The 26,560-nt window shown below is 63.6% G+C and carries 23 protein-coding genes; 12 read left to right on the top strand and 11 right to left on the bottom strand.

What is annotated here, in order from left to right:
- Positions 1–192: 192 nt before the first annotated feature.
- Positions 193–1,434 carry an LLM class flavin-dependent oxidoreductase gene (locus ABIB78_RS30715; protein ID WP_429031403.1) on the bottom strand — a complete coding sequence of 414 codons (1,242 nt, stop codon included), beginning with the start codon at positions 1,432–1,434 and terminating at the stop codon, positions 193–195.
- A 301-nt stretch (positions 1,435–1,735) separates the two neighbouring features.
- Here ABIB78_RS30715 and ABIB78_RS30710 point away from each other — a divergent pair, with 301 nt between their 5' ends.
- Positions 1,736–3,142: an MFS transporter gene (locus ABIB78_RS30710; protein ID WP_429031401.1), complete on the top strand. Its 1,407-nt coding sequence runs from the start codon at positions 1,736–1,738 to the stop codon at positions 3,140–3,142.
- Positions 3,143–3,360: 218 nt separating this feature from the next.
- Positions 3,361–4,566: an extracellular catalytic domain type 1 short-chain-length polyhydroxyalkanoate depolymerase gene (locus ABIB78_RS30705; protein ID WP_429031399.1), complete on the top strand. Its 1,206-nt coding sequence runs from the start codon at positions 3,361–3,363 to the stop codon at positions 4,564–4,566.
- 18 nt (positions 4,567–4,584) lie between these two features.
- On the opposite strand, the gene ABIB78_RS30700 is transcribed toward ABIB78_RS30705, so the two are convergent.
- Positions 4,585–5,253 (bottom strand): MBL fold metallo-hydrolase, encoded by a 669-nt coding sequence (locus tag ABIB78_RS30700; RefSeq protein WP_429031397.1) that lies wholly within the window; start codon positions 5,251–5,253, stop codon positions 4,585–4,587.
- Positions 5,254–5,428: 175 nt separating this feature from the next.
- Here ABIB78_RS30700 and ABIB78_RS30695 point away from each other — a divergent pair, with 175 nt between their 5' ends.
- The 3 genes from ABIB78_RS30695 to ABIB78_RS30685 all read left to right on the top strand — a co-directional run bounded on the left by ABIB78_RS30695 (position 5,429) and on the right by ABIB78_RS30685 (position 8,732).
- Positions 5,429–6,241, top strand: a complete 813-nt coding sequence (locus ABIB78_RS30695) for an RMD1 family protein (protein WP_429031395.1) — start codon at positions 5,429–5,431, stop codon at positions 6,239–6,241.
- A 110-nt stretch (positions 6,242–6,351) separates the two neighbouring features.
- Complete coding sequence (locus ABIB78_RS30690; protein WP_429031393.1) at positions 6,352–7,962, top strand: alpha-amylase family glycosyl hydrolase; 1,611 nt, start codon at positions 6,352–6,354, stop codon at positions 7,960–7,962.
- A 287-nt stretch (positions 7,963–8,249) separates the two neighbouring features.
- The gene (locus ABIB78_RS30685; protein ID WP_429031390.1) at positions 8,250–8,732 is read left to right on the top strand and encodes an MmcB family DNA repair protein; all 483 of its coding nucleotides are present in this window, start codon (positions 8,250–8,252) and stop codon (positions 8,730–8,732) included.
- Between the two features lie 133 nt (positions 8,733–8,865).
- Here ABIB78_RS30685 and ABIB78_RS30680 read toward each other — a convergent pair whose 3' ends face one another.
- Positions 8,866–9,420 carry an ActR/PrrA/RegA family redox response regulator transcription factor gene (locus ABIB78_RS30680; RefSeq protein ID WP_016845514.1) on the bottom strand — a complete coding sequence of 185 codons (555 nt, stop codon included), beginning with the start codon at positions 9,418–9,420 and terminating at the stop codon, positions 8,866–8,868.
- Between the two features lie 134 nt (positions 9,421–9,554).
- Entirely contained in the window at positions 9,555–10,874 is a 1,320-nt protein-coding gene (locus ABIB78_RS30675) for an ActS/PrrB/RegB family redox-sensitive histidine kinase (protein WP_429031387.1), read from the bottom strand.
- Positions 10,875–10,981: 107 nt separating this feature from the next.
- Between ABIB78_RS30675 and ABIB78_RS30670 the strand changes: the two genes are divergently transcribed.
- From ABIB78_RS30670 to ABIB78_RS30655, 4 genes are all read left to right on the top strand, one after another.
- A complete protein-coding gene (locus ABIB78_RS30670; RefSeq protein WP_429031385.1) occupies positions 10,982–11,812 on the top strand; it encodes an ABC transporter ATP-binding protein in 831 nt (276 codons plus the stop codon).
- Positions 11,813–11,865: 53 nt separating this feature from the next.
- Complete coding sequence (locus ABIB78_RS30665) at positions 11,866–12,633, top strand: ABC transporter permease (RefSeq protein WP_429031407.1); 768 nt, start codon at positions 11,866–11,868, stop codon at positions 12,631–12,633.
- Between the two features lie 128 nt (positions 12,634–12,761).
- The gene (locus ABIB78_RS30660) at positions 12,762–14,090 is read left to right on the top strand and encodes a polyhydroxyalkanoate depolymerase (RefSeq protein ID WP_429031383.1); all 1,329 of its coding nucleotides are present in this window, start codon (positions 12,762–12,764) and stop codon (positions 14,088–14,090) included.
- A gap of 198 nt (positions 14,091–14,288) precedes the next feature.
- Complete coding sequence (locus ABIB78_RS30655; RefSeq protein ID WP_429031380.1) at positions 14,289–15,128, top strand: M48 family metallopeptidase; 840 nt, start codon at positions 14,289–14,291, stop codon at positions 15,126–15,128.
- Positions 15,129–15,281: 153 nt separating this feature from the next.
- Here the strand turns inward: ABIB78_RS30655 and ABIB78_RS30650 are convergent, their stop codons facing one another.
- A complete protein-coding gene (locus ABIB78_RS30650; RefSeq protein ID WP_429031377.1) occupies positions 15,282–17,528 on the bottom strand; it encodes a transglycosylase domain-containing protein in 2,247 nt (748 codons plus the stop codon).
- Positions 17,529–17,757: 229 nt separating this feature from the next.
- Between ABIB78_RS30650 and ABIB78_RS30645 the strand changes: the two genes are divergently transcribed.
- Complete coding sequence (locus ABIB78_RS30645; RefSeq protein WP_429031374.1) at positions 17,758–18,183, top strand: DUF1330 domain-containing protein; 426 nt, start codon at positions 17,758–17,760, stop codon at positions 18,181–18,183.
- A gap of 171 nt (positions 18,184–18,354) precedes the next feature.
- Here the strand turns inward: ABIB78_RS30645 and ABIB78_RS30640 are convergent, their stop codons facing one another.
- The gene (locus tag ABIB78_RS30640; protein WP_429031371.1) at positions 18,355–19,581 is read right to left on the bottom strand and encodes an ABC transporter substrate-binding protein; all 1,227 of its coding nucleotides are present in this window, start codon (positions 19,579–19,581) and stop codon (positions 18,355–18,357) included.
- A 380-nt stretch (positions 19,582–19,961) separates the two neighbouring features.
- Positions 19,962–21,182 carry an ABC transporter substrate-binding protein gene (locus ABIB78_RS30635; protein ID WP_429031368.1) on the bottom strand — a complete coding sequence of 407 codons (1,221 nt, stop codon included), beginning with the start codon at positions 21,180–21,182 and terminating at the stop codon, positions 19,962–19,964.
- Positions 21,183–21,391: 209 nt separating this feature from the next.
- On the opposite strand from ABIB78_RS30635, the gene ABIB78_RS30630 reads away from it, so the two are divergent.
- Positions 21,392–21,916 carry a methylated-DNA--[protein]-cysteine S-methyltransferase gene (locus tag ABIB78_RS30630; protein WP_429031365.1) on the top strand — a complete coding sequence of 175 codons (525 nt, stop codon included), beginning with the start codon at positions 21,392–21,394 and terminating at the stop codon, positions 21,914–21,916.
- A 428-nt stretch (positions 21,917–22,344) separates the two neighbouring features.
- Here the strand turns inward: ABIB78_RS30630 and ABIB78_RS30625 are convergent, their stop codons facing one another.
- The 4 genes from ABIB78_RS30625 to ABIB78_RS30610 all read right to left on the bottom strand — a co-directional run bounded on the left by ABIB78_RS30625 (position 22,345) and on the right by ABIB78_RS30610 (position 25,634).
- Positions 22,345–22,677, bottom strand: a complete 333-nt coding sequence (locus ABIB78_RS30625) for a hypothetical protein (protein ID WP_429031363.1) — start codon at positions 22,675–22,677, stop codon at positions 22,345–22,347.
- Between the two features lie 13 nt (positions 22,678–22,690).
- Positions 22,691–23,080 (bottom strand): response regulator transcription factor, encoded by a 390-nt coding sequence (locus ABIB78_RS30620; RefSeq protein WP_429031360.1) that lies wholly within the window; start codon positions 23,078–23,080, stop codon positions 22,691–22,693.
- Between the two features lie 104 nt (positions 23,081–23,184).
- Positions 23,185–23,859, bottom strand: a complete 675-nt coding sequence (locus ABIB78_RS30615; RefSeq protein ID WP_429031358.1) for a response regulator transcription factor — start codon at positions 23,857–23,859, stop codon at positions 23,185–23,187.
- Positions 23,853–25,634 carry a PAS domain-containing sensor histidine kinase gene (locus ABIB78_RS30610; protein ID WP_429031356.1) on the bottom strand — a complete coding sequence of 594 codons (1,782 nt, stop codon included), beginning with the start codon at positions 25,632–25,634 and terminating at the stop codon, positions 23,853–23,855. The genes ABIB78_RS30615 and ABIB78_RS30610 overlap by 7 nt, the downstream gene beginning before the upstream one ends.
- Positions 25,635–26,011: 377 nt before the next feature.
- On the opposite strand from ABIB78_RS30610, the gene ABIB78_RS30605 reads away from it, so the two are divergent.
- A complete protein-coding gene (locus ABIB78_RS30605) occupies positions 26,012–26,278 on the top strand; it encodes a hypothetical protein (RefSeq protein WP_429031354.1) in 267 nt (88 codons plus the stop codon).
- The last annotated feature ends 282 nt before the right edge of the window (positions 26,279–26,560 follow it).

The following is a 26,560-nucleotide window of genomic DNA, read 5'->3' as shown; positions in this document are numbered from 1 at the left end:
GTCGCATCAACAGGCCGGACATATGGATGCAAGCGATCCGATCTACTCAAAAAGCTCTTGTGCCACGGGGGCCGTCCACATATGGGTCCCTGCTTGCGCAGGGACGACGGCGGTGGGTGGGGTGCGACGTCGATTCCAGCTTTCGCAGTTGCGACAGCTGCGCGACGATCACGCCTCAAGGCGCTCCTGCCCTCACGCCTTCTGCTTCGCCGCCTCCTTCGCGAGGTCGGGCGCGTTCACGGCCGGGATCGCGACGCGGCCTGTGCCGGTATGCTGCAGCGCTGCGGCGGCCTTGTCGTTCTGCATGATCTTGGCCATCACCGCCTGGCCTGCGCGCTCGAACACGGCGCGGTTGTCGATCACGAACTGGCGCGACTTGCGCAGGCCGTCGATATAGCCGTTGATTTCCGGCACGACGTAGCGCGCGACCATGTCCCAGCTGCGGCGGGTGTTTTCCGGATTGGCCCAGTCATGGGCGAAGCCGATGATCGAACCGACGCCGCCGGAGACATCGACCAGGTTCTTGATCATCTTGATCAGATCATCGGGCGTGCCGATCGTGGACGCCGCACCTTCGACGAAGGCGGTCTTGTCGACGGCTTCATCCGGCGAGGCGAACGCGGTCAGGCCCGGCCGCATCAAGGTGCCGACGTTATATTCGTTGTGCCAGCGCATCAGCCCGGCGCCGGCCTCGCGCCGCGCCTGCTCGCGCGTCTCGGCGATGTGCCAGGACAGCAGCACGCGCCAGTTGGAGCGGCTCACCGTGGTGCCGGCCTTCTTGGCGGCGTCCTCGGCGAACTGCCATTGCTGCGGCAGCGCCATCAGGCCCTGGGTCGACATCGAGCCGAGCGAGATGATGCCGATGCCATACTTGCCGGCGAGCGTCATGCCCGACGGCGAAATCTGCGAGGCCACCACGAACGGCATGTCCTCCTGCAGCGGCAGGATCTGCAGCGCGGCGTCGTGCATCTCGAACCAGTCGGTCTTGGCGGTGACGCGCTCGCCGTTGAACAGGCGGCGGATCGCCGCGATCGCCTCGTCCTGGCGGTCGCGTTGGGTCATCGGGTCGATGCCGAGCGTATGGGCGTCGGAGGCCAGCGCACCGGGGCCGGAGCCGAAGATGGCGCGGCCGCCGGTCATGTGGTCGAGCTGCACCATGCGCTGCGCGACGTTGAAGGGATGATGGTAGGGCAGCGAGATCACGCCGGTGCCGAGCTTGATGCGCTTGGTGCGCTCGCCGGCGGCGGCCAAAAACATCTCCGGCGAGGCGATCGTCTCCCAGCCCGAGGAATGGTGCTCGCCGCACCAGAATTCGTCGTAACCGAGCGCGTCCAGTTGTTCGACGAAATCGAGGTCGCGGCGGAATTGCAGCATCGGATGCTCGCCGATCGGATGGTGCGGGGCGAGGAAGGCTCCGAACTTGAGGCGCGCCATAGGTCGTTCTCTCCGGACTATTGTTATCGGGGCTTTCGGCCAACCTACGGGGTGGCCCGGGGCAAGGCAATGCTTCGAGGCTGCGGCGCCCGCATGGTTGTTGCGCAAATCAGCGGCGATTGCCGCCCTCCGGAATGTTTCCCAGCGCATCAACGCAAATTGCGCGGCGGAGCGCTGGGCAGGAGCGGGATGGCCATGGATGACGTGCCCGTGAACTAAAGCTTACGTCCGAGGTAATCGAAGGGATGACTGGAATCTGTTGATGTCGGCCGTAACGTCATTTCGGGCAGGACCGCAGCGCATGCACCAGATCGTCTCTATGCGAGCGGAGACCTCCCGCCGCTGGTGGGTGCTTGCGATCGTTGTCGCCGCGCAATTCATGTTCGGCGTCGATGCCTTCATCGTCAACGTCGCGATCCCGACGATTGCGGCGGAACTGCACGCAACGCCGACGCAGATCGAGGCCGTGATCGCGATCTATCTGATCGCCTATGCCACGCTGGTGGTCACCGGCGGCCGGCTCGGCGACATCCACGGCACCAGGAATGTGTTCATCGCCGGCGTTGCGGGTTTCTCGGTGACGTCGCTGTGGTGCGGTCTCGCGCAGTCCGGACTTGAGCTGATCATCGCACGGCTCGCGCAAGGCGCGACGGCGGCGCTGATGGTGCCGCAGGTGCTGGCGACGCTGCATCTATTGTTCTCCGATGCCGCCCGTGCGCGGGCCTTCGGCATTTACGGCATCGTGCTGGGGCTCGCCGGCGCCGCGGGCTTCACGCTCGGCGGCGTGCTGGTGACGCTCGATCTCGCGGGCCTCGGCTGGCGCGCGGTATTCTTCGTCAACGTGCCGTTCGGCGTCATCATCATCGCGGCCGCGCTGAAGATCATGCCGACGGTACCGCGCCGCGCCGGCACGCGGCTCGATATCCCGGGCGCGATCGTGCTGTTCGCGGGCCTGCTGTGCCTGATCGGCCCGCTGCTGTTCGGTCACGATCTCAACTGGACGGCGTGGGTGTGGCTGGTGGTGGCGGTCGGCGTCGCTGTTATCGCGGTCTTCGTGCGGCTCGAGCGCATGGTCGCGCGCCGCGGCGGCATGCCGCTGATCGACCTGTCACTGCTGTCGGATCTTGCCTTCATGCGCGGGCTGGTCGCGGTGCTTTGCTTCTTCTTCGCCAATCTGTCCTTCTATCTGGTCATGACCATGTTCATGCAGAAGAGCTTGCAGATTCCGCCGTTGCAGGCGGGTCTGGTGTTCGTGCCGCTGGCACTGACTTTCGTGATTGCCTCGCGGCACAGCGGCGTGCGCGCCAGGCATCGCGGCACGCTGGTGCTGATCGAGGGCTGCGCCGTGCAGATCGTCGGACTCGGTGTGCTCGTCGCGACGGTTGAGACGGTCACGGCGCCATCGGCGGTGCTGCTCGCGCTGGTGCTGATGATCTTCGGCTACGGTCAGGGCCTGGTGATGGCCCCGCTGTCGGGCGCGGTGCTCTCGAGCGTGCAGCCTGCAAGCGCCGGAGCCGGCTCCGGCATGTATGGCACCACGACGCAGATCGGCAATGCGGCCGGCGTTGCTGCGATCGGCGCGGTGTTCTTCGCTGTTGAGAGCGCGGCGTCAGCGCATCTGGCGTTGTTTGCGGCATGCGCATTGTTTGTGCTGTCGATCACCATTTCAGCCGTATTTCTGTCATGGATGCGCCGCGCCACTGCATGAATCGGGAGAGCGGGCACGCATTTTTCGAAAAGTTCATGCCCAAACAAGGTGCTAAGGCAACTATTTCGACCGGCCCGCATCGCGCTTCAGCACGATCACGCGTTAACGCCGATTCTCACAATTCCGCGGGGAAAGACAGCACACGGCCTTTTCATTTCGCAGTGCAGCAATTATCTGATCGGGTGACACAGAAGAATAAATCACCTCAGGAGTTGCTGTTGTCCCTGGTCAACAACGTCGAATTTTTGCGTCATCTGCCCAAGATGAACGCGTTCAGCGGCTTGAGTGCGCTTGCACCGGCCCTGCCGACGCCGCTCGTCGAGACGACCGAATTCGGCGTCAACCCCGGCGATCTCAAGATGTTCTCGTTCGTGCCCGCGCAGCTTGCGCGGTCGCCCGCGCTCGTCGTGGTGCTGCATGGCTGCGGCCAGACGGCCGCGTCCTACGATCTCGGCGCCGGCTGGTCGGCGCTTGCGGCGCATTACGGCTTTGCGCTGCTGATGCCGGAGCAGCAGGCGTCGAACAACGGCAACACCTGCTTCAACTGGTTCAATCCTCAAGACATCACGCGTGACCAGGGCGAGGCCCGCTCGATCCGGCAGATGATTGCCCATATGGTCGGCGCGCATGAGATCGACCCGAGGCGCATTTATGTGACGGGACTATCCGCAGGTGGCGCGATGGCCTCGGTCATGCTCGCGACCTATCCGGACGTGTTCGCGGGCGGCGCCATCATCGCCGGCCTGCCGTTCGGCGTCGCGACCGATCTGCGCGAAGCGCTGCATGCGATGATGCATGCGAGCGCGCTGCCCGCGCCCGAGCTCGGTGGTCTCGTGCGCAACGCCTCCACGCATAGCGGTGCATGGCCGAAGATTTCGGTGTGGCACGGCAGCGCCGACCGCACCGTGCATCCCGGCAATGCCGATGCGATCGTCCGGCAGTGGCTCGACGTTCACGGCCTGCCGCTGGCGGCAATGTCGAAGGCGGATGTCGACGGCCATCCGCGCGAGGTCTGGTGGAACGCCGACGGCGAAACGCTGGTCGAATCATTCTCCATCACCGACATGGCGCATGGCACGCCACTCGGGCTTGCCGACAATGACGAGCGCTACGGCGTCGAGGGTGCGTTCCTGATCGAGGCCGGGATCTCCTCGTCCTATCACATCGCAAGCTTTTTCGGCCTGACCGACAAGGTGCGTCAGCCGCATATCGCGCCGACCGGAATCCCGCGCGAGCGCGCGGATACGGTCTCGATGACGGTACCGGTGCCCGCGGCCGAGCCCGAAGCCCCATCCGGCCGCAGCAGCGGCCGGCCAGGGAAGCAGGCCAAGCAGCAGGGCACCAAGCAGCAGGCCAACAGCGTCAATGTCGGCCGCGTCATCACACGGGCGCTGACGGCCGCGGGGCTGATGAAGCAGCCCTGAGATCGGTGCGTTACGCGTCTACATCTCGCCGGTCAGGAACGGATTCGTCATCCGCTCCTGGCCGATGCTCGATCCCGCGCCATGGCCGCAGATGAAGCCGACATCGTCGCCGAGCGGCAACAGCTTCTCCTTGATCGACTGGATCAGCGTCGGATGGCTGCCGCCGGGCAGGTCGGTGCGCCCGACCGAGCCGGCAAACAGCACGTCGCCGACATGGGCGAAGCGCAGCTCCTTGTTGAAGAACACCACGCTTCCCGCGGAATGGCCGGGGCAGTGCAGGATGTCGAAGGTGAGATCGCCGATCGAGACCTGATCGCCCTCATCGAGCCAGCGATCCGGCCCGAAATTGCGCACTCCGGTCATGCCGAAGCGTTCGCCGCTCGAGACGACGTTGTCGAGCAGATATTTGTCCGCGATATGCGGACCTTCGATCTTCACCTGCAGCGCGTCGCGCAGTTCGGCGGCGCCGCCGACATGGTCGATATGACCGTGGGTCAGCCAGATCTTCTCGACCGTCACGCCGGTCTGCTTGATCGCGGCCTGAATCTTCGGCACGTCGCCGCCGGGGTCGATCACCACGGCCTTCTTGGTCGGCTCGTGCCAGATGATGGTGCAGTTCTGTTCGAACAACGTCACCGGCACGATAATCGCGCCAGCCTTCGGTTTGGTGTCGGTTGTCTCGTTCATGTGGTCACCATAGGCCTCCGGGAAATGCCGTCAACACGCACGGGAAATGCGGCTGCCGCGGCGTGTGATCCCAAAACGGACCGTGATAAGGTCACCTTCGGCACAACAAGTTCGTGAGCGGGCCGGTACGCGGTTGCTCTCGATGATGGCTTAAGTCCTCGCAGTCCGGAACTTCATGACCCAGGCTCCCAACTCACCGCTCGGCGGACCCCGGACCACCGCCCGCGCCTTCTTCGTCGCAGACCGCATCAACACGTCCGGCCTCGAGCGCGGCGACGTGCTGGCCACGACGCCGTTGGCGTTTCGCGTCAATGACAATGGCGTGGCTATTCTGTTCCGCTACGGCGTCGTCGTGCTGATCGGCCTCAACGCGCTGGAGGAGGATGAATTCCTGCGCAGCCTGCAGTCGCGCATGACTGGCCTGTTCACGCGGCGCGAGGAGGAGATCGCCATCATCGAGGTCGCTTCCGAGAAGGAGGATCAGATCCCGCCGGGTGGGCCGATCTATCTGCAAGGCCTGTCGCCGGAGCGGCTGATCCTGGTCGGTGAGGCGCTGGCGAAAAGCGTGGTGCTGGCGCGGCATGAGCGCGAGGTCAGGGCGGTCTTCGACACGACCGAGCCATTGGCGCGCGAGCTCGCCAAGGGCGGCCAGGTCCATGGCGGCCGCGTCGCGATCCTCAAACACATCGGCAACGCGCTGTTGGTGCGGCATCGCGTGGCCGGACCGGTCGAAGTGTCGGAGAAGCCCGACATCCTCTGGGACAAGCCGCAGCTCGAGCGTCTCTATGCGCGGCTCGAGGACGAGTACGAATTGAAGGAGCGTGCGGAATCGCTGAACCGAAAGCTCGCAGTCGTTGCCGAGACCGCGCAGGTGCTGACCGATATCATCGATACCAGCCGCTCGCTGCGGCTGGAGCTGATCATCGTCTTCCTGATCCTGTTCGAGGTGCTGATCACTATCTATCAGCTGGCCATGGCCCGCCACTGACGCATTGCAGCGCCATTTTTCCGTCCCGAATTGTGCGTCATCCCTGAACCGATGGGCCGCCCCGGGCGCGGAGCGGTTTGGACCGGGCTGCGAGCCGGGGAGGGGGACGGATGGACCAGGACGACAGGGATTGGTGGCGGCGCGGCATCTTCTATCAGGTCTATCCGCGCTCGTTCGGGGATAGCGACGGTGATGGCGTCGGCGATCTCAGGGGGATCATCGCGCGGCTGCCTTATCTGACCCGGCTCGGCGTCGACGCGGTCTGGCTGTCGCCGATCTTCCCGTCGCCGATGGCCGATTTCGGCTACGACATTTCCGATTACACCGGCATCGATCCGCTGTTCGGGACGATGGAGGATTTCGATGAGCTGGTCGCGGCCGCCCATGAATCCGGCCTCAAGCTGATCCTCGACCTGGTGCCGAACCACACATCCGACCAGCATCCCTGGTTCATCGAGGCGAGGAGCTCGCGCGATAACCCCAAGCGCGACTGGTACATCTGGCGCGACCCGGCGCCGGATCGCGGCCCGCCCAACAACTGGCTGTCGGAGTTCGGCGGCAGCGCCTGGACGTATGACGAGGCCTCCAGTCAATATTACTATCACGCCTTCCTCGCGCAGCAGCCTGATCTCAACTGGCGCAACCGCGAGGTCAGGGATGCGGTCTACGACGTGATGCGCGTGTGGCTGCGCAAGGGCGTCGACGGCTTTCGTGTCGACGTGATCTGGCACCTGATCAAGGATGCCGAGTTCCGCGACAACCCTCCGAACCCGCATTATCGCGAGGGCCGGCCGCCGCATGAGAAGGTGCTGACGCAATATTCGACCGATCAGCTCGAGGTGCACGCCGTCATCACCGAGATGCGCCGCGTAACCGAGGAGTTCGACAACCGCGTGCTGATCGGCGAGATTTATCTGCCGCTGCACCGGCTGGTGGCCTATTACGGCAACGATCTACGCGGCGCGCAGATGCCGTTCAATTTCGCGCTGCTGTCGACCTTGTGGAGCGCGCGCTCGGTCGAGATGATCGTCGCCGATTACGAGAAGGCGCTGCCGCCGGGGGCGTGGCCGAACTGGGTGCTGGGCAATCACGACCGGCCGCGGGTGGCGAGCCGGGTGGGGCCTGCGCAAGCGCCGGTCGCGGCGATGCTGCTGCTGACGCTGCGCGGCACGCCGACTCTCTATTACGGCGACGAGATCGGCATGCGCCAGGTTGCCATCGCGCCGGACCAGGTGCGCGATCCCTTTGAGAAGAACGTGCCTGATATCGGCGTCGGCCGCGACGGCTGCCGCACGCCGATGCAATGGAGCGCCGAGCGCTATGCCGGCTTCTCGACGGCCAGGCCGTGGCTGCCGCTCGCGCAGGATTTTGCACGCGACAATGTCGCAAGCCTGGAGGCGGACGGGGCGTCGATCCTCAACCTCTACAAGGCGCTGATCGCGTTGCGGCGCAAGCTGCCGCAGCTCGTCCATGGCAGCTATGAGCCGGTGGCGGCGCAGGGCGATGTCCTGCTCTACCGGCGGCGCAGTGTCGAAGGCGTGGTGGTTATCGCGCTGAATTTCGGCGCGGCCCCCGCGTCGGTCTCCTCCAGCGCGATCGGCTTCAGCAACGAGGTTCTGCTGTCGACCTTCATGGACCGGCAGGGCGAGAAGCTCGAAGGCGTCCTCGACCTGCGCGCCAATGAAGGCGTGATCCTCGGCCCGCCGCTGACAGTTGAGTAAGGTGAGCACGCTGATCAGGCTCCCTCTCCCGCTTGCGAGGGAGGGTTCGATCGCTTGTTGATGAAGCTTGTGATCTCCGAGGCGCGCGCCGGCGAAGCGGCGGCGACGCTAGACAGCTGCTGGGTCTTCGACTCCGTACGCTTCCGCAGCGCGCGCGGGCCGTCCCTCGGAACCAAGTTCCATCGGCTTCACGGTGGCTTGACGCCGGCATCAAGGCGCCTTCCTCGCGAATTTGCGGCCGATTCCGGCGCTGCCGCCGCGCAGCGGAATCGGCTAGTCTGCTTGGGATGGAATCGCCCGCCCGCCAGATCGCACTTGTGCCCGCGCCCGACCGACGCCAGTCGGAGACCGCGCTTGCGATCGCGCGCGGCGCCGCGAGGCTTCTGAGATCGCTGGGATTTTCCTGCATCAGCGAGTTGCCGCTGCCGTCCGGCCGCAGGGCCGATCTGGTCGCGCTGAACGAGCGCGGCGAGATCTGGATCGTCGAGATCAAGTCGTCGGTGGAAGATCTGCGCGCCGACCAGAAGTGGCAGGATTACCGGATGCATTGCGACCGGCTGTTCTTCGCCTTCACGCAGGATCTGCCGTGCGAGATCTTCCCGGTCGACACCGGCTTGATCATCGCCGACGCCTATGGCGCGCATCTGCATTGCGAGGCGCCCGAGCATCGCCTGCCGGCGGCCACCCGCAAGGCGATGACGGTGCGCTTCGCCATGGCCGCGGCACAGCGGATCAACCGGCTGGTCGATCCGCAGGGGCATGAGTTTTAGCTGGCTATTTGCCCCGCCGTCATGCCCGGGCTTGTCCCGGGCATCCACGTCTACTCTTTGCACGGTACCCGAAGACGTAGATGGCCGGGACAAGCCCGGCCATGACGAAAACTGATGTGATTAAAGCAGCCGCCTAACGCGGCGCGCGCTTGGCGAGGATGCGCTGCAGCGTCCGGCGGTGCATGTTGAGACGGCGCGCGGTCTCCGAGACGTTGCGGTTGCACATCTCATAGATGCGCTGGATGTGCTCCCAGCGCACGCGGTCCGCCGACATCGGATTGGCCGGCAGCTCGGATTTCTCGGTACCGGTCGCCAGCAGCGCAGCGACGACGTCATCGGCGTCGGCAGGCTTCGAGAGATAGTCGACGGCGCCCATCTTCACCGCGGTCACGGCGGTCGCGATGTTGCCGTAGCCGGTCAGCACGATCGCGCGTGCCTCGGGGCGCTTGCGCTTCAGCGCCGAGACGACGTCGAGGCCGTTGCCGTCGCCGAGTCTGAGGTCGACGACCGCGAAAGCGGGCGCGGCGCGGCCGATCTCGGCGAGACCATCAGACACCGTGTCGCATGACTTCACCGCGAAGCCGCGCGTCTCCATCGCGCGCGACAGGCGTTCCAGGAACGGCTTGTCGTCCTCGACAATGAGGAGCGAGCGGTCGGCATGGTCATTCAGTTCGGTGATGGCGTTCACGGTCCATTTTTCCCTGTGGCAGACACTCACAATATGGGGTCCTACTACGGCGCTGCCAAGGCAGCCGAAAGTCGCGTGCAATTCGAGATAGAGCGATGCATCCGTAATGCCAGAGTTGCGATTAAGAACCGTTCTTAGGATTCGGTTTCGTCGCCCGGCGCGGATTCCTCGAAGCGCTCGCGTGGCCAGACGATTTGCACCACGGCGCCGTGATCGGGAAAGGTGCGATTGGTAAACGACACCTTGGCTCCGGTGCGTTCCAGCAGCGTCCTTGCAATGAAAACGCCCAGACCGAGGCCTCCACGCGCGTTTTGGGCCTCATCTGCGCCCCGCCGGCGCGACAAAAACGGCTCGCCGATCCGCTTCAGCATGTCAGGTGCGATGCCCGGGCCGTCGTCGGAGACGACGATCTCGATGGTTTCGGCGTTCCACCACGCGTTCACCTCGACCGTCTGGTGTGCGAAATCGACCGCATTTTCGAGAATGTTTCCGACGCCATAAAGGATCGCGGGATTACGCGCTGCGACCGGCTCACGCGTTGCTGCGACAGCAAGCCGCACCTTGATGTTGATGCCGAAATCGCGATGTGGCGCCACCGCCTCCTCGATCAGGGTCGACAGCTTCATGGTGTCGAACGGCGCGCCGCTCGAGGACAATTGCGCGATCTTGCTCAGGATGTCGCGGCAGCGCTGCGCCTGCTCGCGCAGGGTCTTTATGTCGCTGGTGATGGCCGGGTCATGCACCGTCTTTTCGAGCTCGCGCGAGATCAGGAAGATCGTCGAGAGTGGCGTGCCGAGTTCGTGCGCGGCGGCGGCGGCGAGGCCGTCGAGCTGGGTCAGATGCTGTTCGCGTGTCAGCACCAGCTCGGTCGCGGCGAGCGCATCGGAGAGCTGGCGCGCCTCCTCGGTCACCTGGAATGCGTAAAGGCTGGTGACGCCGATCGCGAGCAGGATCGAAAGCCAGACGCCGATCAAATAGATCGGCGGCAGCACCAGCGGATCATCGGCATCCCAGGGCAGCGGCAGATGGTAGAAGAACAGCGCCGAGGCGCAGGCGACCGCAAGGCAGCCGAGCGCGATCGTCAGCCGGATCGGCAGCACCGTGGCCGAGATCAGCACCGGTGCCAGGAACAGGAACGAGAACGGGTTCTGCAGCCCGCCGGTGAAGTACAGGAGGCCACCGAGCTCGACGATGTTGAAGGCAAGCAGGGTCGCGGCATAGGCCGGCTCCAGCCGCTGCATCGGGTTGAACGCGATCTGCAGCGCCAGATTGAGCAGCGCCGAGAACGTCACGATGGTGACGCAGGGCGCGATCGGAACGTCGAATTCCAGTCCCTGCGCAACGACGAAGATCGCGACGAGCTGGCCGAGCGCGGCGAGCCAGCGCAGCCGCAGGATCGTATCCAAGCGAACATAGCGGCGGGGTTGGCGGAAATCGGAAGCGACGTCGGTCATCTCGGGACCTTAGCTGTGCCGTGGGCGGCGCACAAATTCGCGACTTAGCGCAAGGACGCAGGGCAAGCCTTGCGCTTATTGTCGCAATGGCTCAATTAAACGGCCATATGCAACAGAGCGAGACAGGTCAGGGGCAAGCGCCCGCGGCCAATGATGCGCCCGCGGCCGATCAAGCGCCTGCGGCCGATCAGCGTGGACCGGCCGCGATCGACGTTGCGCGTCTGGTCAAGGTCTACAAGACCACCCGGGCGGTCGACGATATCTCCTTCCGTATCGCGCGCGGCAGCATCACCGGCCTGCTCGGCGGCAACGGCGCCGGCAAGACCACGACGATCGCGATGATCATGGGCTTGGTGCTGCCGACCTCGGGCAGCGTCCGAGTGCTGGGCGCGAAAATCCCCGAGCAGCGCTATGACGTGCTCGGCCGGATGAATTTCGAGAGCCCCTATGTCGACATGCCGATGCGGCTCACGGTGCGGCAGAACCTCGCCATTTTCGGCAGCCTCTATGCCGTGAAGCATTTGCGCGAGCGGATCGACCAGCTCGCCGCCGATCTCGATCTCACAGAATTCCTCGACCGCTCCAACGGCAAGCTTTCCGCGGGGCAGAAGACCCGCGTCGCGCTGGCGAAGGCGCTGATCAACGAGCCGGACCTGCTGCTGCTCGACGAGCCGACCGCATCGCTCGACCCTGATACCGCCGACTGGGTGCGGCAGCATCTCGAGACCTATCGCAAGACCCATAACGCGACCATCCTGCTGGCGTCGCATAACATGCTGGAGGTGGAACGCCTCTGCGACCGCGTCATCATCATGAAGCGCGGCAAGATCGAGGACGACGACAGCCCCGAGCGGATCATGGCGCGCTACAACCGCGATACGCTGGAAGAGGTGTTTCTCGACGTGGCGCGCGGCCGGGCGTGGGAGGGCGCGCCGTGAGCGAGATCGTCAGCCATCAGCTGCGCGGCATTTCAGTGCAACGCATCAATGCGATGGTGCTGCGCTATTGGTATCTCCTGATCTCGTCATGGCCGCGGCTATTGGAGCTGATCTATTGGCCGGCCTTGCAGATCATCACCTGGGGCTTCCTGCAGAATTACATCTCGCAGTCATCAGGCTTCTTCGCCAGGGCGGGCGGCACGCTGATCGGCGCCGTCATCCTGTGGGACATCCTGTTTCGCGGCCAGCTCGGCTTCTCCATCTCGTTCCTGGAAGAGATGTGGGCGCGCAATCTCGGCAACCTGATGATGAGCCCGCTGAAGCCGATCGAATTCCTGCTCTCGCTGATGATCATGAGCCTGATCCGGCTCGCGATCGGCGTGATCCCGATGACGCTGCTGGCGCTGTTCTTTTTCGGCTTCAACTTCTACGCCATCGGGCTGCCGCTGATCGCGTTCTTCTGCAATCTGATCTTCACGAGCTGGTCGGTCGGTGTGTTCGCCTCGGGCCTCGTGCTGCGCAACGGGCTCGGCGCGGAGAGCATCGTGTGGACGCTGATGTTCGCGGTGATGCCGCTCGCCTGCATCTACTATCCGGTCGAGGTGCTGCCGGTCTGGCTGCAAGTTGTCGCCTGGACGCTGCCGCCGACTTACGTGTTCGAAGGCATGCGCTCGCTTCTGATCGATCATATCTTCCGCGCCGACCTGATGGCGTGGGCGCTCGCCATCAACGCGATCCTGTTCGCTGCCTCTTTTGCGATCTTCCTTGCCCTTTTGCAGAGCGCCAAGCGTCACGGCTCGCTGCTCAGCGGTGGTGAATAAATGTCACTTTCGCGTGGATTTCCGGTATTTTAGCCGGATATCGCCCCTAAATTCAGTGGGCGGCGGATTGACGCGTTGTTACGCATTGGTCAGGATGCTGCGGCGCAAAACAGGGGTCTGAAGATACAATGCCCATCGGTGAATTTGGCGGTGCCCCGCCACTAGCGGCGGAAGGCAGCCCGGCACTCACGACGCCGTTGTACTGGATGTACGAGATGGCGCATGCGTCGCTCAATCCGGCACGCGCGGTGACCGACGCCACCAAGATCCTGTTTCAGAACCCGCTCAATCCGTGGACCCACACCGAGTTCGGCAAGTCGATCGCCGCAGGCTGCGAACTGTTCGAGCGCACCACGCGCCGCTACGGCAAGCCGGATTGGAACCTGCCGACGACCGAGGTCAACGGCATCCGGACCCCGGTCGAGGTTCGCACGGTCTGGGAAAAGCCGTTCTGCCGCCTGCTGCATTTCGATCGCAAGCTGACGCGCCCGCTGCGGTCGCCGCAGCCGCGCGTGCTGATCGTGGCGCCGATGTCCGGCCACTATGCGACGCTGCTGCGTGGCACGGTCGAGGCGTTCCTGCCGACGCACGAGGTTTACATCACCGACTGGGCCGATGCGCGCATGGTACCGCTTGCGGCTGGCCGGTTCGATCTCGATGACTATGTCGACTACCTGATCGAGATGCTGCACGCGCTCGGCGGCAACATGCACATCATCGCGGTGTGCCAGCCTTCGGTGCCTGTCGTGGCAGCCGTTTCCGTGATGGAAGCCAGCAACGACCCGTTTGTGCCGCTGTCGATGACGCTGATGGGCGGCCCGATCGACACCAGGCGCAATCCGACCGCGGTCAACAACCTCGCGGAAGAGCGCGGCATCGAATGGTTCCGCAACAATGTCATCACCAAGGTGCCGTTCCCGCATCCGGGCGTGATGCGCGACGTCTATCCGGGCTTCCTGCAACTCAACGGCTTCATCAGCATGAATCTGGATCGGCACATGGACGCGCACAAGGCGCTGTTCGCCAATCTGGTGAAGGGTGATGGCGATCTCGTCGACAAGCACCGTGAGTTCTATGACGAATATCTCGCGGTGATGGACCTCACCGCGGAGTATTACCTGCAGACCGTCGACCTCGTGTTCGTCAAGCACGCGCTGCCGAAGGGCGAGATGACCCATCGCGGCAAGCCGGTCGATCCGTCGAAGATTCGCCGCGTCGCGTTGATGACGGTCGAGGGCGAGAAGGACGATATCTCCGGTCTTGGCCAGACCGAGGCGACGCACGCGCTCTGCACCGCGATACCGAACCATCGCCGCGTGCACTACATGCAGAAAGGCGTCGGGCACTATGGTGTGTTCAACGGCTCGCGTTTCCGCTCCGAAATCGTGCCGCGGATCTCCGATTTCATGGTTTCGGCGGCCAATACGCGGCTTTCGCTGGTCGCCGCGGCCGAATAGGTATCGCCCCGGCCGCGATTTTTGCGATCACGCAAGTCGCTGATTTAGCTAAAAAAAACTCAAATCAGCCAAGGCTCAAAGGATGAATATTTCTTCATTCTTCGGGCCTAGTTTGCGACTCGGATTCATCAGAAAAATTCAGGTTCCGCCCCCTGCCGGTAGAGGTCAATTAACGGCCAGCCCCTGTATATTGGGCAAATGATTTGTTTTTGCGCCGAGCGCTTTCCCTGGCGGCGGATGTGGCAAAGTTCGGGCGAACTCCTGCTCCCCGGACTCTCAGAAATGGCTACTCGCGCGCTCCTCTATCGGCGGCCTGCCGAACCCGCGACCGTATTGGTCAGACATGGCTCCCAGTTCTTCACTGTCAGGCTGCGCCGGCACAGGCGCGCGCGTCGCTACACGCTCAGGATTCATCCAACCGATCGCGAAGCGATCCTGACGATGCCGCCGCGCGGCACGATCGTGGAAGCCAAGGAATTCGCCAACCTCCATGGCGGCTGGATCGCCGCCCGTCTTGGCCGTTTGCCGAAGGCCGCGCCATTCCAGCCCGGCACCGTGGTGCCGTTGCGCGGCGTGCCGCATCGGTTGGTACATCGCTCAGGCGAGCGCGGCACGGTCTGGACCGAGACGCGGGACAGCGGCGAGAAGATCCTGTGCATTGCCGGCGGCGTCGAGCACATGGACCGCCGGGTGCATGACTTCCTCAAGCGCGAGGCGCGCAAGGATCTGCAGAAGGCCGCGCAGCTTCATGCCGCGGAACTCGGCGTACGGGTGCGCCGGCTCTCGATCCGCGATCAGTCCAGCCGTTGGGGCTCGTGCACCTCGGCGGGTTCGCTGTCGTTCTCATGGCGGCTGATCCTGGCGCCGCCCTTCGTGCTCGATTACCTCGCCGCGCACGAGGTCGCGCATCTCGTCGAGATGAACCACTCGGCGCGGTTCTGGCGGGTGGTCGACAAGGTCTGTGCGTCGGTCACGCGGGCCAAGACTTGGCTCGACACCCACGGCAACGACCTGCACCGTTACGGGATTCAGGAGTAGGCGAACTCTTTGCCCCCTTGCCTTCACTGTCATCGCCCGCGAAAGCGGGCGACCCAGTATTCCAGAGGCGCTCGTGTTCAACCGATGGGCCGCGGCGTACTGGATCCCCCGCATTCGCGGGGATGACAATTTGGTCTGCGGTGCGACCTGCCCCTACCGGCTTCCGCCGAACAACCGATCCGTCAGCCAACCATCCAACCCTGCCGCGGCTTCGGGCCGCGCGTTTGGGTTGGCTGGCGCCGAGGCACGTGCCGGCGTCGGCGCGGGTGAGCGATAGTAGCCGCCGCCGGATGGCATCGGTGCCGGCGGCTGCGGCTGCATCTGTCCCGCCGTCGCTGACGGCGCAGTGATCTGCGACGAGATCTGCATCAGGTTCGCCGGCCCCCAACTGCCCTGCGAGTTCGGGATCGCGGCGACCGGCACGCCTTGGTGCGCGGCCTTCATGAAGCGGGTCCAGACTTCAACCGGCAGACCGCCGCCGGTCGCCTTCTTGGTCGGCGAATTGTCGTCATTCCCGAGCCAGACGCCGGTGACGAGCTTGGCGGTGTAGCCGATGAACCAGGCGTCGCGATAATCCTGGCTGGTGCCGGTCTTGCCGGCGGCGGTCCAGCCGGGGATCTCCGCCTTGCGCGCGGTGCCCGAGATCAGCGTCTCGCGCATCATGCTGTTCATCATCGAATCATAACGCGGCTCGATCACCTGGTTGGGCGGATCGGCCGGACGATCATAAAGCAGCTTGCCGGAACTGGTGCGGATCTTGGTCACCACATGCGGCGACACGGCGTAGCCGCCATTGGCGAACGGCGCATAGGCGCCGACCAGCTCGATCACGGACACTTCCGACGTGCCGAGTGCGATCGAGACGTTGGGTTCGAGCTTGGAGGAGATGCCGAGCCGGTGCGCCGTGCGCACCACATTCTTGGCGCCGACCTCGACACCGAGCCGCACCGCGACCGTGTTCAGCGACATCGCCAGCGCCTGGGTCAATGTCACCGAGCCGAAATATTCGTGGGTGTAGTTCTCCGGCTTCCAGCCCTTGATGTCGAGCGGTGCGTCGGTGCGGATCGTGTCCGGCGTCAGCCCGGACTCGACCGCGGTGAGATAGACGAACGGCTTGAACGACGAGCCCGGCTGCCGCTTCGCGGTGACGGCGCGATTGTACTGGCTCTCGGCATAGTTCCGGCCGCCGACCATGGCGCGCACCGCGCCGTCAGGCGTCATCGCCACCAGCGCACCCTGGCTGACATTGAACTTCACGCTCTTGGCGGCGAGCTCGTCGATGACGGCGGCTTCGGCGACGTTCTGCAGCTTCGGATCGATCGTGGTCTGCACCACGATATCCTGGTCGATTTGTCCGACCAGATCGTCGAGCACTTCGCCGATCCAGTCGGCGACATAGTTCACGGTACCGGCGCCGGCCGGCTTCACGGCAATCGAGGGCTGGCCGATCGAGGCCTTGGCCTGGGCTTTGGTGATGAACCTGGCCTCGGCCATCGCTGCGAGCACGACCTGCGCGCGCTGCTCCGCACCTTCCGGATTGCGGTTTGGCGCCAGCCGCGACGGCGATTTGACGAGGCCTGCCAGCATCGCGGCTTCCGGCAGCGTGACGTTCTTCGCCGACTTGCCGAAATAGCGTTGGGCGGCGGCCTCGACGCCGTAGGCGCCGGAACCGAAATAGACGCGGTTGAGGTAGAGCTCGAGGATCTCGTTCTTGGAATGCTTGCGCTCCAGCCACAGCGCGAGCTCGGCCTCCTGCAGCTTGCGCTGCATGGTGCGCTCCTGGGTCAGGAACAGGTTCTTGGCGAGCTGTTGCGTCAACGTCGAGCCGCCTTGCGAGACGCCGCGATGCAGGATGTTGGTCACCGCCGCGCGCAGGATCCCGAGCGGGTCGACGCCGAAATGCGAATAGAAGCGGCGGTCCTCGATGGCGATGAACGCCTTCGGCAAATAGGGCGGCAGATCCTTCAACGCGATGTTGGCGCCGGCCATCTCGCCGCGCTGTGCCAGCACGCCGCCGTCCATGCCGACGATCTGGATCGTCGGCGGGCGCTTGGGGATTTCCAGGGACTGGATCGGCGGCAGATGCGCGCCGACCCACACCACGACACCGATCACCGCAATGCCCGCCCATAGTCCAAGCACTGCGGTCCAATAGAACAGACGGCCGATGCCGAAGCCACGCGACTTGCCCCGCCGCTTGCTGCCGCTGCGCGAGGAACGCGGCTTCTCGCTACCGAAATCGCTGCTCCTGTCGCTGCTCTTGGCTTTGGATTTTGCTGGCTTGTCGTCGCCGCCGCCGGGAATGCGATCGGAGGGCGACAGTCTGAGGTCGGCAAGCGCGGCCGGAAGCCCGAACAGCGGCTCCTTGCGCCCACCGCCTTTTTTACGTCCCCAAGCCATCCGCAACGCTCACACCCTGACAGGGGCGCACGCTAGCGTTCCCGGTTTAAGGGGCGGTTACGCAAAGCTTAACGGGGGATTAGGAGGTGAGGCAGCGCGTGCTAGAACCGCGTTCCGATTGAAGGGCTCTAGATTTTTGTTTTGACGCGTTTTCTTCACGCGAACCGGTACCCACTTCGCTCGAAAACGCTCTAGATAGAGATGGAACCAAGAAACGAAGGAGCACCGCATGGGCCATATCGATCCGACCAAGGACGTCTTCGCGCAATTCCGGGACAACAACCGGCCGGGCCCGATCCACATGCTCAATCTGGTGCGGTTGCGCGAATGGGCGGCCTATCCCGACGGCCGCAAGGCCACCGGCGCGGAGGCTTATGCCGCCTATGGCCGCGAGAGCGGACCGGTGTTCGAGCGGCTCGGCGGACGCATCGTTTGGCAGGGCCGCTTCGAACTGATGCTGATCGGTCCGCAAGAGGAGCGCTGGGATCACTGCTTCATCGCGGAGTATCCAAGCATCGCCGCCTTCGTCGAAATGATCCGCGATCCCGTCTATCGCGAGGCGGTGAAGCACCGCCAGGCCGGCGTGGAGGATTCGTGGCTGATCCGCCATGCCGTGCTGCCGGTCGGCAAGAATTTTGGCGAGATCCCGAAGTGACGGGGGCAGCCGAAGGCTGACACGCGTCATGCGCGGGCTTGCCCCGCGCGTCCATCAGAGAAGAGCCGTTCTCGATTGATGGATTGCCGGGTCAAGCCGGGCAATGACAAGGATAAAAACAAATCGGCGGCCCGGAGGCCGCCGATCGCATCTTCAAACCTGCGCGAACTGCTAGCCCGTTGGGCCGGCATCCTCGAGGATCGGGCCGAACAGCTCCCAGCGCTCGCCGTTGAAGCGCATCATCTGCAGCTGCTTGTTGACGCGATAGTCGTTCGGCGCGGTGTTGCCCTTGATGCCGGGCAGCGCCATGTCGAGCTCGACATTCGTCAGATTGGTCGCCTGCTTCAGCACGTTGTCGCGCGTCAGGTCGTCGCCGCACTGCTTGAGCACATGCACCATCAGCTGGGCGGTCGAGTAGCCGTAGGTGTTGAAGTTCGAGTTCTTGTCGCCGTCGGGATAGTACTTGGCCATGAAGTCGAAATAGCGCTTCATGCCGGGATCGTCCTTCCACTGCGGGTCGGCCGGATCCTTGCCGTAGTTGGTGCTGATCAGCCCCTTGGAGGCTTCGAGGCCCGCCGGCTGCAACACGGCGCCGACCGAGGTGGCGTTGATGTCGACGATGTGGACCGGATGCCAGCCGAGCTCGGCGATCTTCTTGATCGCCTGCGCCGCCTGCTTCGGCGTCGAGGCCGAGAAGAACAGGTCGGCACCGGCATCCTTGATCTTCAGGATCTGCGAATCGACGGTCGGGTCGGAGACCTCATATGAGGCCTCGGCCACGATCATCTTGGCGGCCTTGTCGCCGAGGCCGGCCTTGATGCCGTTGAGATAGTCCTTGCCGAGGTCGTCGTTCTGATAGAGCACGCCGATCTTGGCGTTCGGGTGCTCCTTCAGGATGTACTGGCCGTAGATGCGGCCTTCGACGAAGTAGTTCGGGTTGAAGCCAAGCGTCCAGGGGAAGTTCTTCGGATCGGTGAACTTCGAGGCGCCGGTGGCGGCGAACAGCTGCGGCACCTTCTTGGCGTTGAGATACTTCTGCACGGCGGCGTTCGACGGCGTGCCGACGATCTGGAAGGTCAAGAGCACCTCGTCGCTCTCGACGAGCTTGCGCACCTGCTCGACGGCCTTCGGCGGCGAATAGGCGTCGTCATACTGGATCAGGTTGATCTTGCGGCCGTTCACGCCGCCCTGATCGTTGATCATCTTGAAATAGGCCGCCTGGGTCTTGCCGATCGAGGCATAGGCGGAGGCCGGTCCGGAGAAGGGCACGGTCTGGCCAATCTTGATCTCGGTGTCGGTCGCGCCGGAATCGTACTTCTTCTGCGCCAAGGCCGACGTTGCAGACAGCGCGATCGCGAGCGCCGTTCCCGTGACCAGGTGGAAAATCCCATTCCTCATAATGCTGTTTCCCTCACGTGACTGATGGTTGGCCGATGATCTTGTCCGCGGGTTCAAGGTCCCGCGGGTCGCCATCGCTGGGCCGGGATACTGGAGGAACCGTTGCTGCGACGCAAGACGAGCGGTGCCGAAAAGGTGAGCGATTTCAGTCAACGAAAGTAGGGGGCATTGCGAAAAGGATGGGCGGGCTGAACAGGTTGCGCCAGCTTTCCTTACCTCGCCCCGCCTGCGGGGAGAGGTCGCATCGCATCAAAGATGCGATGCGGGTGAGGGGGAGTCTCCGCGAGTGCTTCTATCGCCGAATGCGCGGCGAGAGCCCCTCACCCCACTCCCTCTCCCCGTAAGAACGGGGCGAGGGAGTGGAGTCTTATTGGGGCTCTCTACCCCGCCGGCCCGGTGTCCTCGATGATCGGGCCGAACAGCTCCCAGCGCTCGCCGTTGAACTTCATCATCTGCATCTGCTTGTTGATACGATAATCGTTCGGTCCGGTCGTGATCGACATGCCCGGCAGCGCGAGAGACGGCACGAACTTCTTCAGGCTGGTGACCTGCTTCATCAGGTTCTCGCGGGTGAGATCGTCGCCGCACTGCTTCAGCACCTGGATCAGGAGCTCGGCGGTGGAATAGCCGTAGGTGTTGACGGTGTTGAGCTTGTCGCCCTCCGGGTAATACTTGTCCATGAAGGCGAAATAGGCCTTCACGCCGGGATCGTCCTTCCATTGCGGGTCGGCGGGGTCCTTGCCGTAATTGGTCGAGATGATGCCCTTGGAGATGTCGAGGCCGGCCGGTTTCAGCGTCGCCGACACCGGGCTCGCATTGATGTCGAGGATGTGCACCGGATTCCAGTTGAGGTCGGCGATCTTGCGGATCGCTTGCGCGGCGAATTTCGGCGTCGAGGCGTCATAGATCAGATCGGCGCCGGAGGCCCTGAGCTTGACGATCTGGGAATCGACGGTCGGGTCGGTCAGCTCGTAGGAGACGTCGGCGACGATCATGCTGGCGGCCTTGTCGCCGAGCCCGCTCTTCAGGCCGGTGATGTAGTCGCGGCCGAGATCGTCGTTCTGGTAGAAGATGCCGATCTTGGCGTTGGGGTGATTGGCCAGGATGTATTTGGCGTAGATGCGCCCCTCGGACTGGTAATTCGGGTTGAACGCGATGGTCCACGGCGCATTCTGCGGATCGGAGAAGCGCGAGGCGCCGGTGGAGGCGAGCAGCTGCGGCACCTTCTTGCCATTCAGATATTTCTGCACGGCGGCATTCGACGGCGTGCCGATGATCTGGAAGGTGAACAGCACCTCGTCGCCCTCGACGAGCTTGCGCACCTGCTCGACGGCCTTCGGCGGCGAATAGGCGTCGTCATACTGGATCAGGTTCAGCTTGCGGCCGTTGATGCCGCCCTGATCGTTGATCATCTTGATGTAGGCCGCCTGGGTCTTGCCGATGCCGGCATAGGCGGATGCGGGGCCCGAGAACGGCACGGTCTGGCCGATCTTGATCTCGGTATCGGTCGCGCCGACGTCGTATTTCTTCTGCGCGGTGGCCGATGTAACCGACAACGCGATGGCAAGCGCTGTCGCAGCGAGCAATTGCACGCTCCTCATGTCCGTGACCTCCCACGTTGCCGGTGATCTTGTCCGCAAGCTTCAAGCCGCGGATGTCACCGTTGACGGGGATGATGGAGGAACGGCGGGGGCATTGCAAGACGATGCGCCCTGCGCGGCAGTGTCGCTGCCGCGGGAAATCGGGTGGACGCTGCACGCCAGCTGATGAAAAATGTCGGAAATGGATCCCCAACTTTCGCGTGACGACAATGGTCGACCGCAAGACTGCACAGACCTTCAACCTCGACCGACTCAAGACGCCGATCGGCACCGCGCTGCTGGTGACCGATGACGGCGGAGTGCTGCGCGCGCTCGATTGGGACGACTATGAAGGGCGGATGCTCGACCTGCTGCGGCTGCACTATGGCGCGGTGACGTTGCGGGACGGCCGCGCACCGGCCGCGATGCGCAAGGCGCTCGGTGATTACTTCAAGGGCGATCTCGATCGGCTCTCCGATGTCGAATGGCGCGTCGCCGGCACACCGTTTCAGCAGAAGGTTTGGCACGCGCTGCCGAAGATTGCGCCCGGCACCACCATGAGCTACGGCGCGCTGGCGGCGAAATTGAAGGCGCCAAACGCAATGCGCGCGGTCGGCCACGCCAACGGCTCCAACCCGATCAGTGTCGTCGTGCCCTGCCACCGCCTGATCGGCGCCAACGGCTCGCTGGTCAAATATGGCGGCGGACTGGAGCGCAAGCGCTGGCTGCTGCGCCACGAGGGCGTGGAGATATAGCGGCTCACTTGAGCCGCCGTGAGACGCTCAATCGAGATCTTCGCGGGGCATGTTTCGCAGATCGCGCACGATATAGACGAATACAATGAGCGAAGGCACCCACGCGAGGATCGCTCCTACCAGCATCGCATCGACCGTGGTCATGGGGACTCCCTTGAGCGTCGTTAGAGCGTTTTCGAGCGAAGTGGACGCCGGTTCGCGTGAGGAAAACGCGTCAAAACAAAAGTCTGGCCCGCGCCGTCAGATCAGTTTTCTCGATGGGCCGACGGTTCTGGGGAAGGGATAGAGCCACTTCCAATAGGCTTTGTCGCGCTCCAGTTGCCGCTTGTAGATCTCGCGACACTTCACCGAGCAAAACTGCTCAAAATACCAGCTATGCCGGATCAGCCCGAAAGGCCGCCGGCACCGCGGATTCCCGCAACGGCCTGTCATGACGCTGCCTCCGCATTCGCACGCCAAAGCCAGCGAACGAAGTTCTCCTGACCTTTGTAAAGGCAGTCGCGTCCGCAGTAGCGTTCACCCGCCGGATTTCGCAAACAGATGATCTTGGGGTCTTCGCTGTCACACTGGGCGCAGCGCGGTTCCGCACGCATGGCGACCTCCCTTCGAGGAATTGCCATTTGCCAATCAAAATGTCTGATGTTGTTCTTGCCGTCGATTTTTCGAAGGACGACGATGCGAAGTCTCGCGCCACGGCCGCCCATGCGCAACCTGTCCAGATGTTTTGCGGCATCATCCTTGTGTATAGCCGGCCCGGTCATGGCTGGATTGAACTCATTCGCCCGGCGCGCTGCCGTGCTGCGCGAGGGCTGCATCGAGGCATCTGATCAGGTCGTCCCCGTCGAAGGGCTTGATCAGGAAGCAGATCGCTCCCGCCTTCAGGGCTCGGATGCGATCGCTTTCGACGGAGAACGCCGTGACGAAGATGAACGGAAAGCGCTGTCCGCTGGCAATCAGGTGGCTCTGCAGGTCGAGCCCGCTCATGGCCGGCATCCTGACGTCAGCTATCACACAGGATGTGTCATTCAGGCGGGGCGAGTGCAGGAATTCCTCTGCCGACGCGTAGGTCTCGACCGCGTAGCCCAGCGATCTGACGAGATTGTCGGTCGCGGTCCGAACCGACAGGTCATCGTCGATGATTGATATCACTGGCGTGTTGGACAAGAAGGTTCTTCCTGGGGACGGGCTGCAGGGGCCTGTGGTCTGTGCGATCGCTTGACGTCACTTGGGGCCACAGTGCGTCACCGGTCGGGGCCGGAGAATCATACTTAGGTTTGCGCCCCGCCGGATGCCGGTTCGATCGCGAGCATCTGCGCCATCCTGACCAGATCAGGCAACGACTTCGCCGCCATTTTTCGCATGATGTGCCCGCGGTGTATCTTGACTGTGATCTCCGCCACGCCGATTTCGGCGGCGACCTGTTTGTTCATCAACCCTGCCGTGACGAGAGTCATCACCTGGCGCTCACGAGGGGTCAGGGTCGCGTAGGCTGCGCGCAGCTTGGCAACGACCTTGGCCTCATCGCGACGATTCCTGTCGCGCTCGATCGCTGTCGTTACCGCGTCCAGCATGTCCTGGTCGCGGAATGGCTTGGTCAGGAAGTCGACAGCTCCGGCCTTCATGGCTCTGACCGTCATCGGGATATCGCCATGGCCGGTCATGAAGATGATCGGAATATGAATGTCGGCCTTCGCCAGCTCCGCCTGGAAGTCCAGCCCGCTCAACCGGGGCAGTCTGATGTCCAGGATCAAGCAGCTCGGGACATCCGCCGGCTTGTGCTGCAGAAATTCATGGGCGGACCCGAACGCTGCGGTGCGCAGCCCGACGGACCGGAACAGATTGCTCAGTGCATCCCGCACCGACGCGTCGTCGTCGACGACGAAGACGATCGGATCATCGGCGTTTGCGGGAGCGGGAGGCGATGCCGCACGTCCGGTCACCATGCGTGATCCTCTTGACGCAGCGGCAAGGTGAACTGGAATGTCGTGCCGGGGCTGATGTTTGCGGCTACCGACAGGCGACCCCGGTGGGCTTCGACGATCGAGCGGCAGATCGACAACCCCATTCCCATGCCGCCGGCTTTGGTGGTGTAGAAGGCGTCAAACAGCCGCTCGGCATTCTCGGTCGAGATCCCGACGCCACAATCGGCGACCGTGACCAGGATCTGCCCGGCATCGTCATGGCGCGTCCGGATCACGAGTTCCCGCGGTCTGTCCGTGACCGGCTGCATAGCCTCGATGCCGTTGACGACCAGGTTGAGGATGACTTGCTGCAGCTGGACACGGTCGGCGACAACAGGCGGGAGTGCCGGAGCGAGGTCCAGCTGCAAGGATACAAGGTGACTCTGCAATTGATGTTGCACCAGGCTTATCACCTCGTTGATGACTTCGTTGATGTCGAGCGGCGCCTTCTGACCGGTCGTCTTGTTCACCAGTGCGCGGACGCGCTGGATGACTTCGCCCGCCCGGTTGCCGTCGCTGATGATCGACCTCACAGCTCCGCGCGCTTCATTCAGATCGGGGGCCGCCCGGTTGAGCCACCGCAGGCATGCTGCGGCGTTGGTGACCACGGCGGCAAGCGGCTGGTTCACTTCATGGGCGATCGACGCGGCAAGCTCGCCGAGTGCCGTCACGCGCGTGACGTGCGCGAGGTTGGTTTGCGCTTCATGCAACTCCGCCTCGGCTCGCTTGCGGGCGGTCACGTCGGTGACTGCCCCGATAAATTCGGTGTCGCCCGAGAGATTCGTCACCGCATGAGCCCTGGCGTGGACATATTTGATCGCCCCGTTGGGCATCAGCAATCGGTAGCCGTGCTCGAAGTCCTTGCCGTCGAGCGAGGCGCGGTCGATGGTCCGTTGCACGCGGGTGCGATCATCCGGATGGATCCGCTGCAGGACCGTACCATGCTTGATGGAAGGAGCCTTGTCGAATTCGAAGATCCTGAACGTCTCTTCCGACCAGATGATCTCGCCGCTGGCGACGTGCCAGCCAAAGCTGCCGGTGTGACTTAATCGCTGGGCTTCGGTCAGGTACATTTCACTTTGCTGCAGCGCGTTTTCGGCGTGTTTGCGCTCGGTGATATCCTCGCATGCGATCAGGACGATCAACCGATCGTCCAGCCGCCGCACGGCCTTGGCGTTTTCACGGACCCAAAGCCTTGAACCGTCCTTGCGGACCTTGCGGATCTCCCAATTGTGGGTTTGACCGATGTTGTCGAGGCACGCCGCGACGTTGCTCTGGACCATGTCGCGGTCTTCGGCGGCAAAGACCCGCAGCACCGATTGTCCGAGCAGTTCGTCGACGGTGTAGCCGAGTTGTGCCGCGCCGAACGTGTTGACCGACAGCACGAGGCCCGTCGCGTCGACCATGAAGTACATGACCGGGTTGTGCTCGAAGACCTCCTTCCATTGCGCTTCGCTGTTGCGCAGGGCCTCGATCGCGCGCTCTTCGCCGCTGGCTCGGCCACGCAACATGGCTTCCATCTGCCTTTGGGTGCGGCCCACCAGACGCATCATCAGCAATGCGGCGGCAAGCGACGCGACGAGCAGCGCAAGGGCAACCAGATGGGCGGAAGCTGCAGGCTGCGGACCAAGCACCAGCCCAATGCAGGTTGCCGCCAAGGCCAGCACCATGCCGCCGAGCAGCCATTGCTCGGCCGGCCAGGACTTCGTGGTCGGGATGCGCATCATCGGCAGCACCAGCACTTTGCCGTCCAGCACTTGCCATCCAGTACTAGCCATCCAGCATTTGGCCATCATGGGCCGCGCTGCGTCGCTAGGTGATCGTTACCATCAGCGGCGACAACGTCGCCCTCCTAACAGGCTGCATACTAGCAGCTTTCTCGACGTCCGAACGGGATCATGCGGGCTTTTTGGCAATCCAGGCGTGAGATCGCGCAGAAAGCGAAGCTATCGGCCGCGCTCAGGTCCAGGTTGCGACCTAAACTCAAGTATGAGTCCACCCCACCGAATGTAACGGCCGGATCAACCTCCGTTCAATGGCCCGCTCCATCCCGGTGACTACGCTCATTGGGTAACTCGATGACGGTAGAGGTTTCCGGGGTTCAGCAATCGCCAATCAACGACGGGAGATTGAAATGCCCAACGCACGCCTGCATTTGATCCTTTGCTCCGATAACGTCGAACACGAGGCAAGGCGTCAGAGACGCGACCGCAGCTTCCAGCCTTCCGTGATCGATGGTGGCAAGCAAACGGCCAGCGTGCTGGCCGACCACCCGTGGATCGATCTGCTCGACGTGTTCGATTTGGGCGTTGTGGTCTGTCAGGCCAGCTACCTGGCCTTGCTGGGGGCGAGCCTGGCAGCGCTGCAGCCGCAACTGGACGTGCGAGATCCAGGATCGTAGCCCTCTCCAGATTTCAGTTCCGGCAGGCTGCCGGACCGAAGCGCAGGCTGCTCACGCCAGGGTCGCGCAAAACGGGTCCGATAACAGCCTCCGTGAGAGCCCGGAATCCATTCCCCCGTCTAGCCCCGCCCTGATGGATTCCGGGCTCAGTCCCTTCGCATGACAGGCGGAACAGGTCGACGACCTCGCTCCCGCGCCGGCCTCCTGACCGTGGCAGATTGCAGCAGTTTTTCCGAAAGATGCTCGGTTCGCCTTAGCTGCTTTTGAAGCACCTGACTATTG

This window comes from Bradyrhizobium sp. I1.14.4 (assembly GCF_050435825.1).
Classification (GTDB): domain Bacteria; phylum Pseudomonadota; class Alphaproteobacteria; order Rhizobiales; family Xanthobacteraceae; genus Bradyrhizobium.
This window is presented reverse-complemented; position numbering and strand designations above follow the sequence as displayed.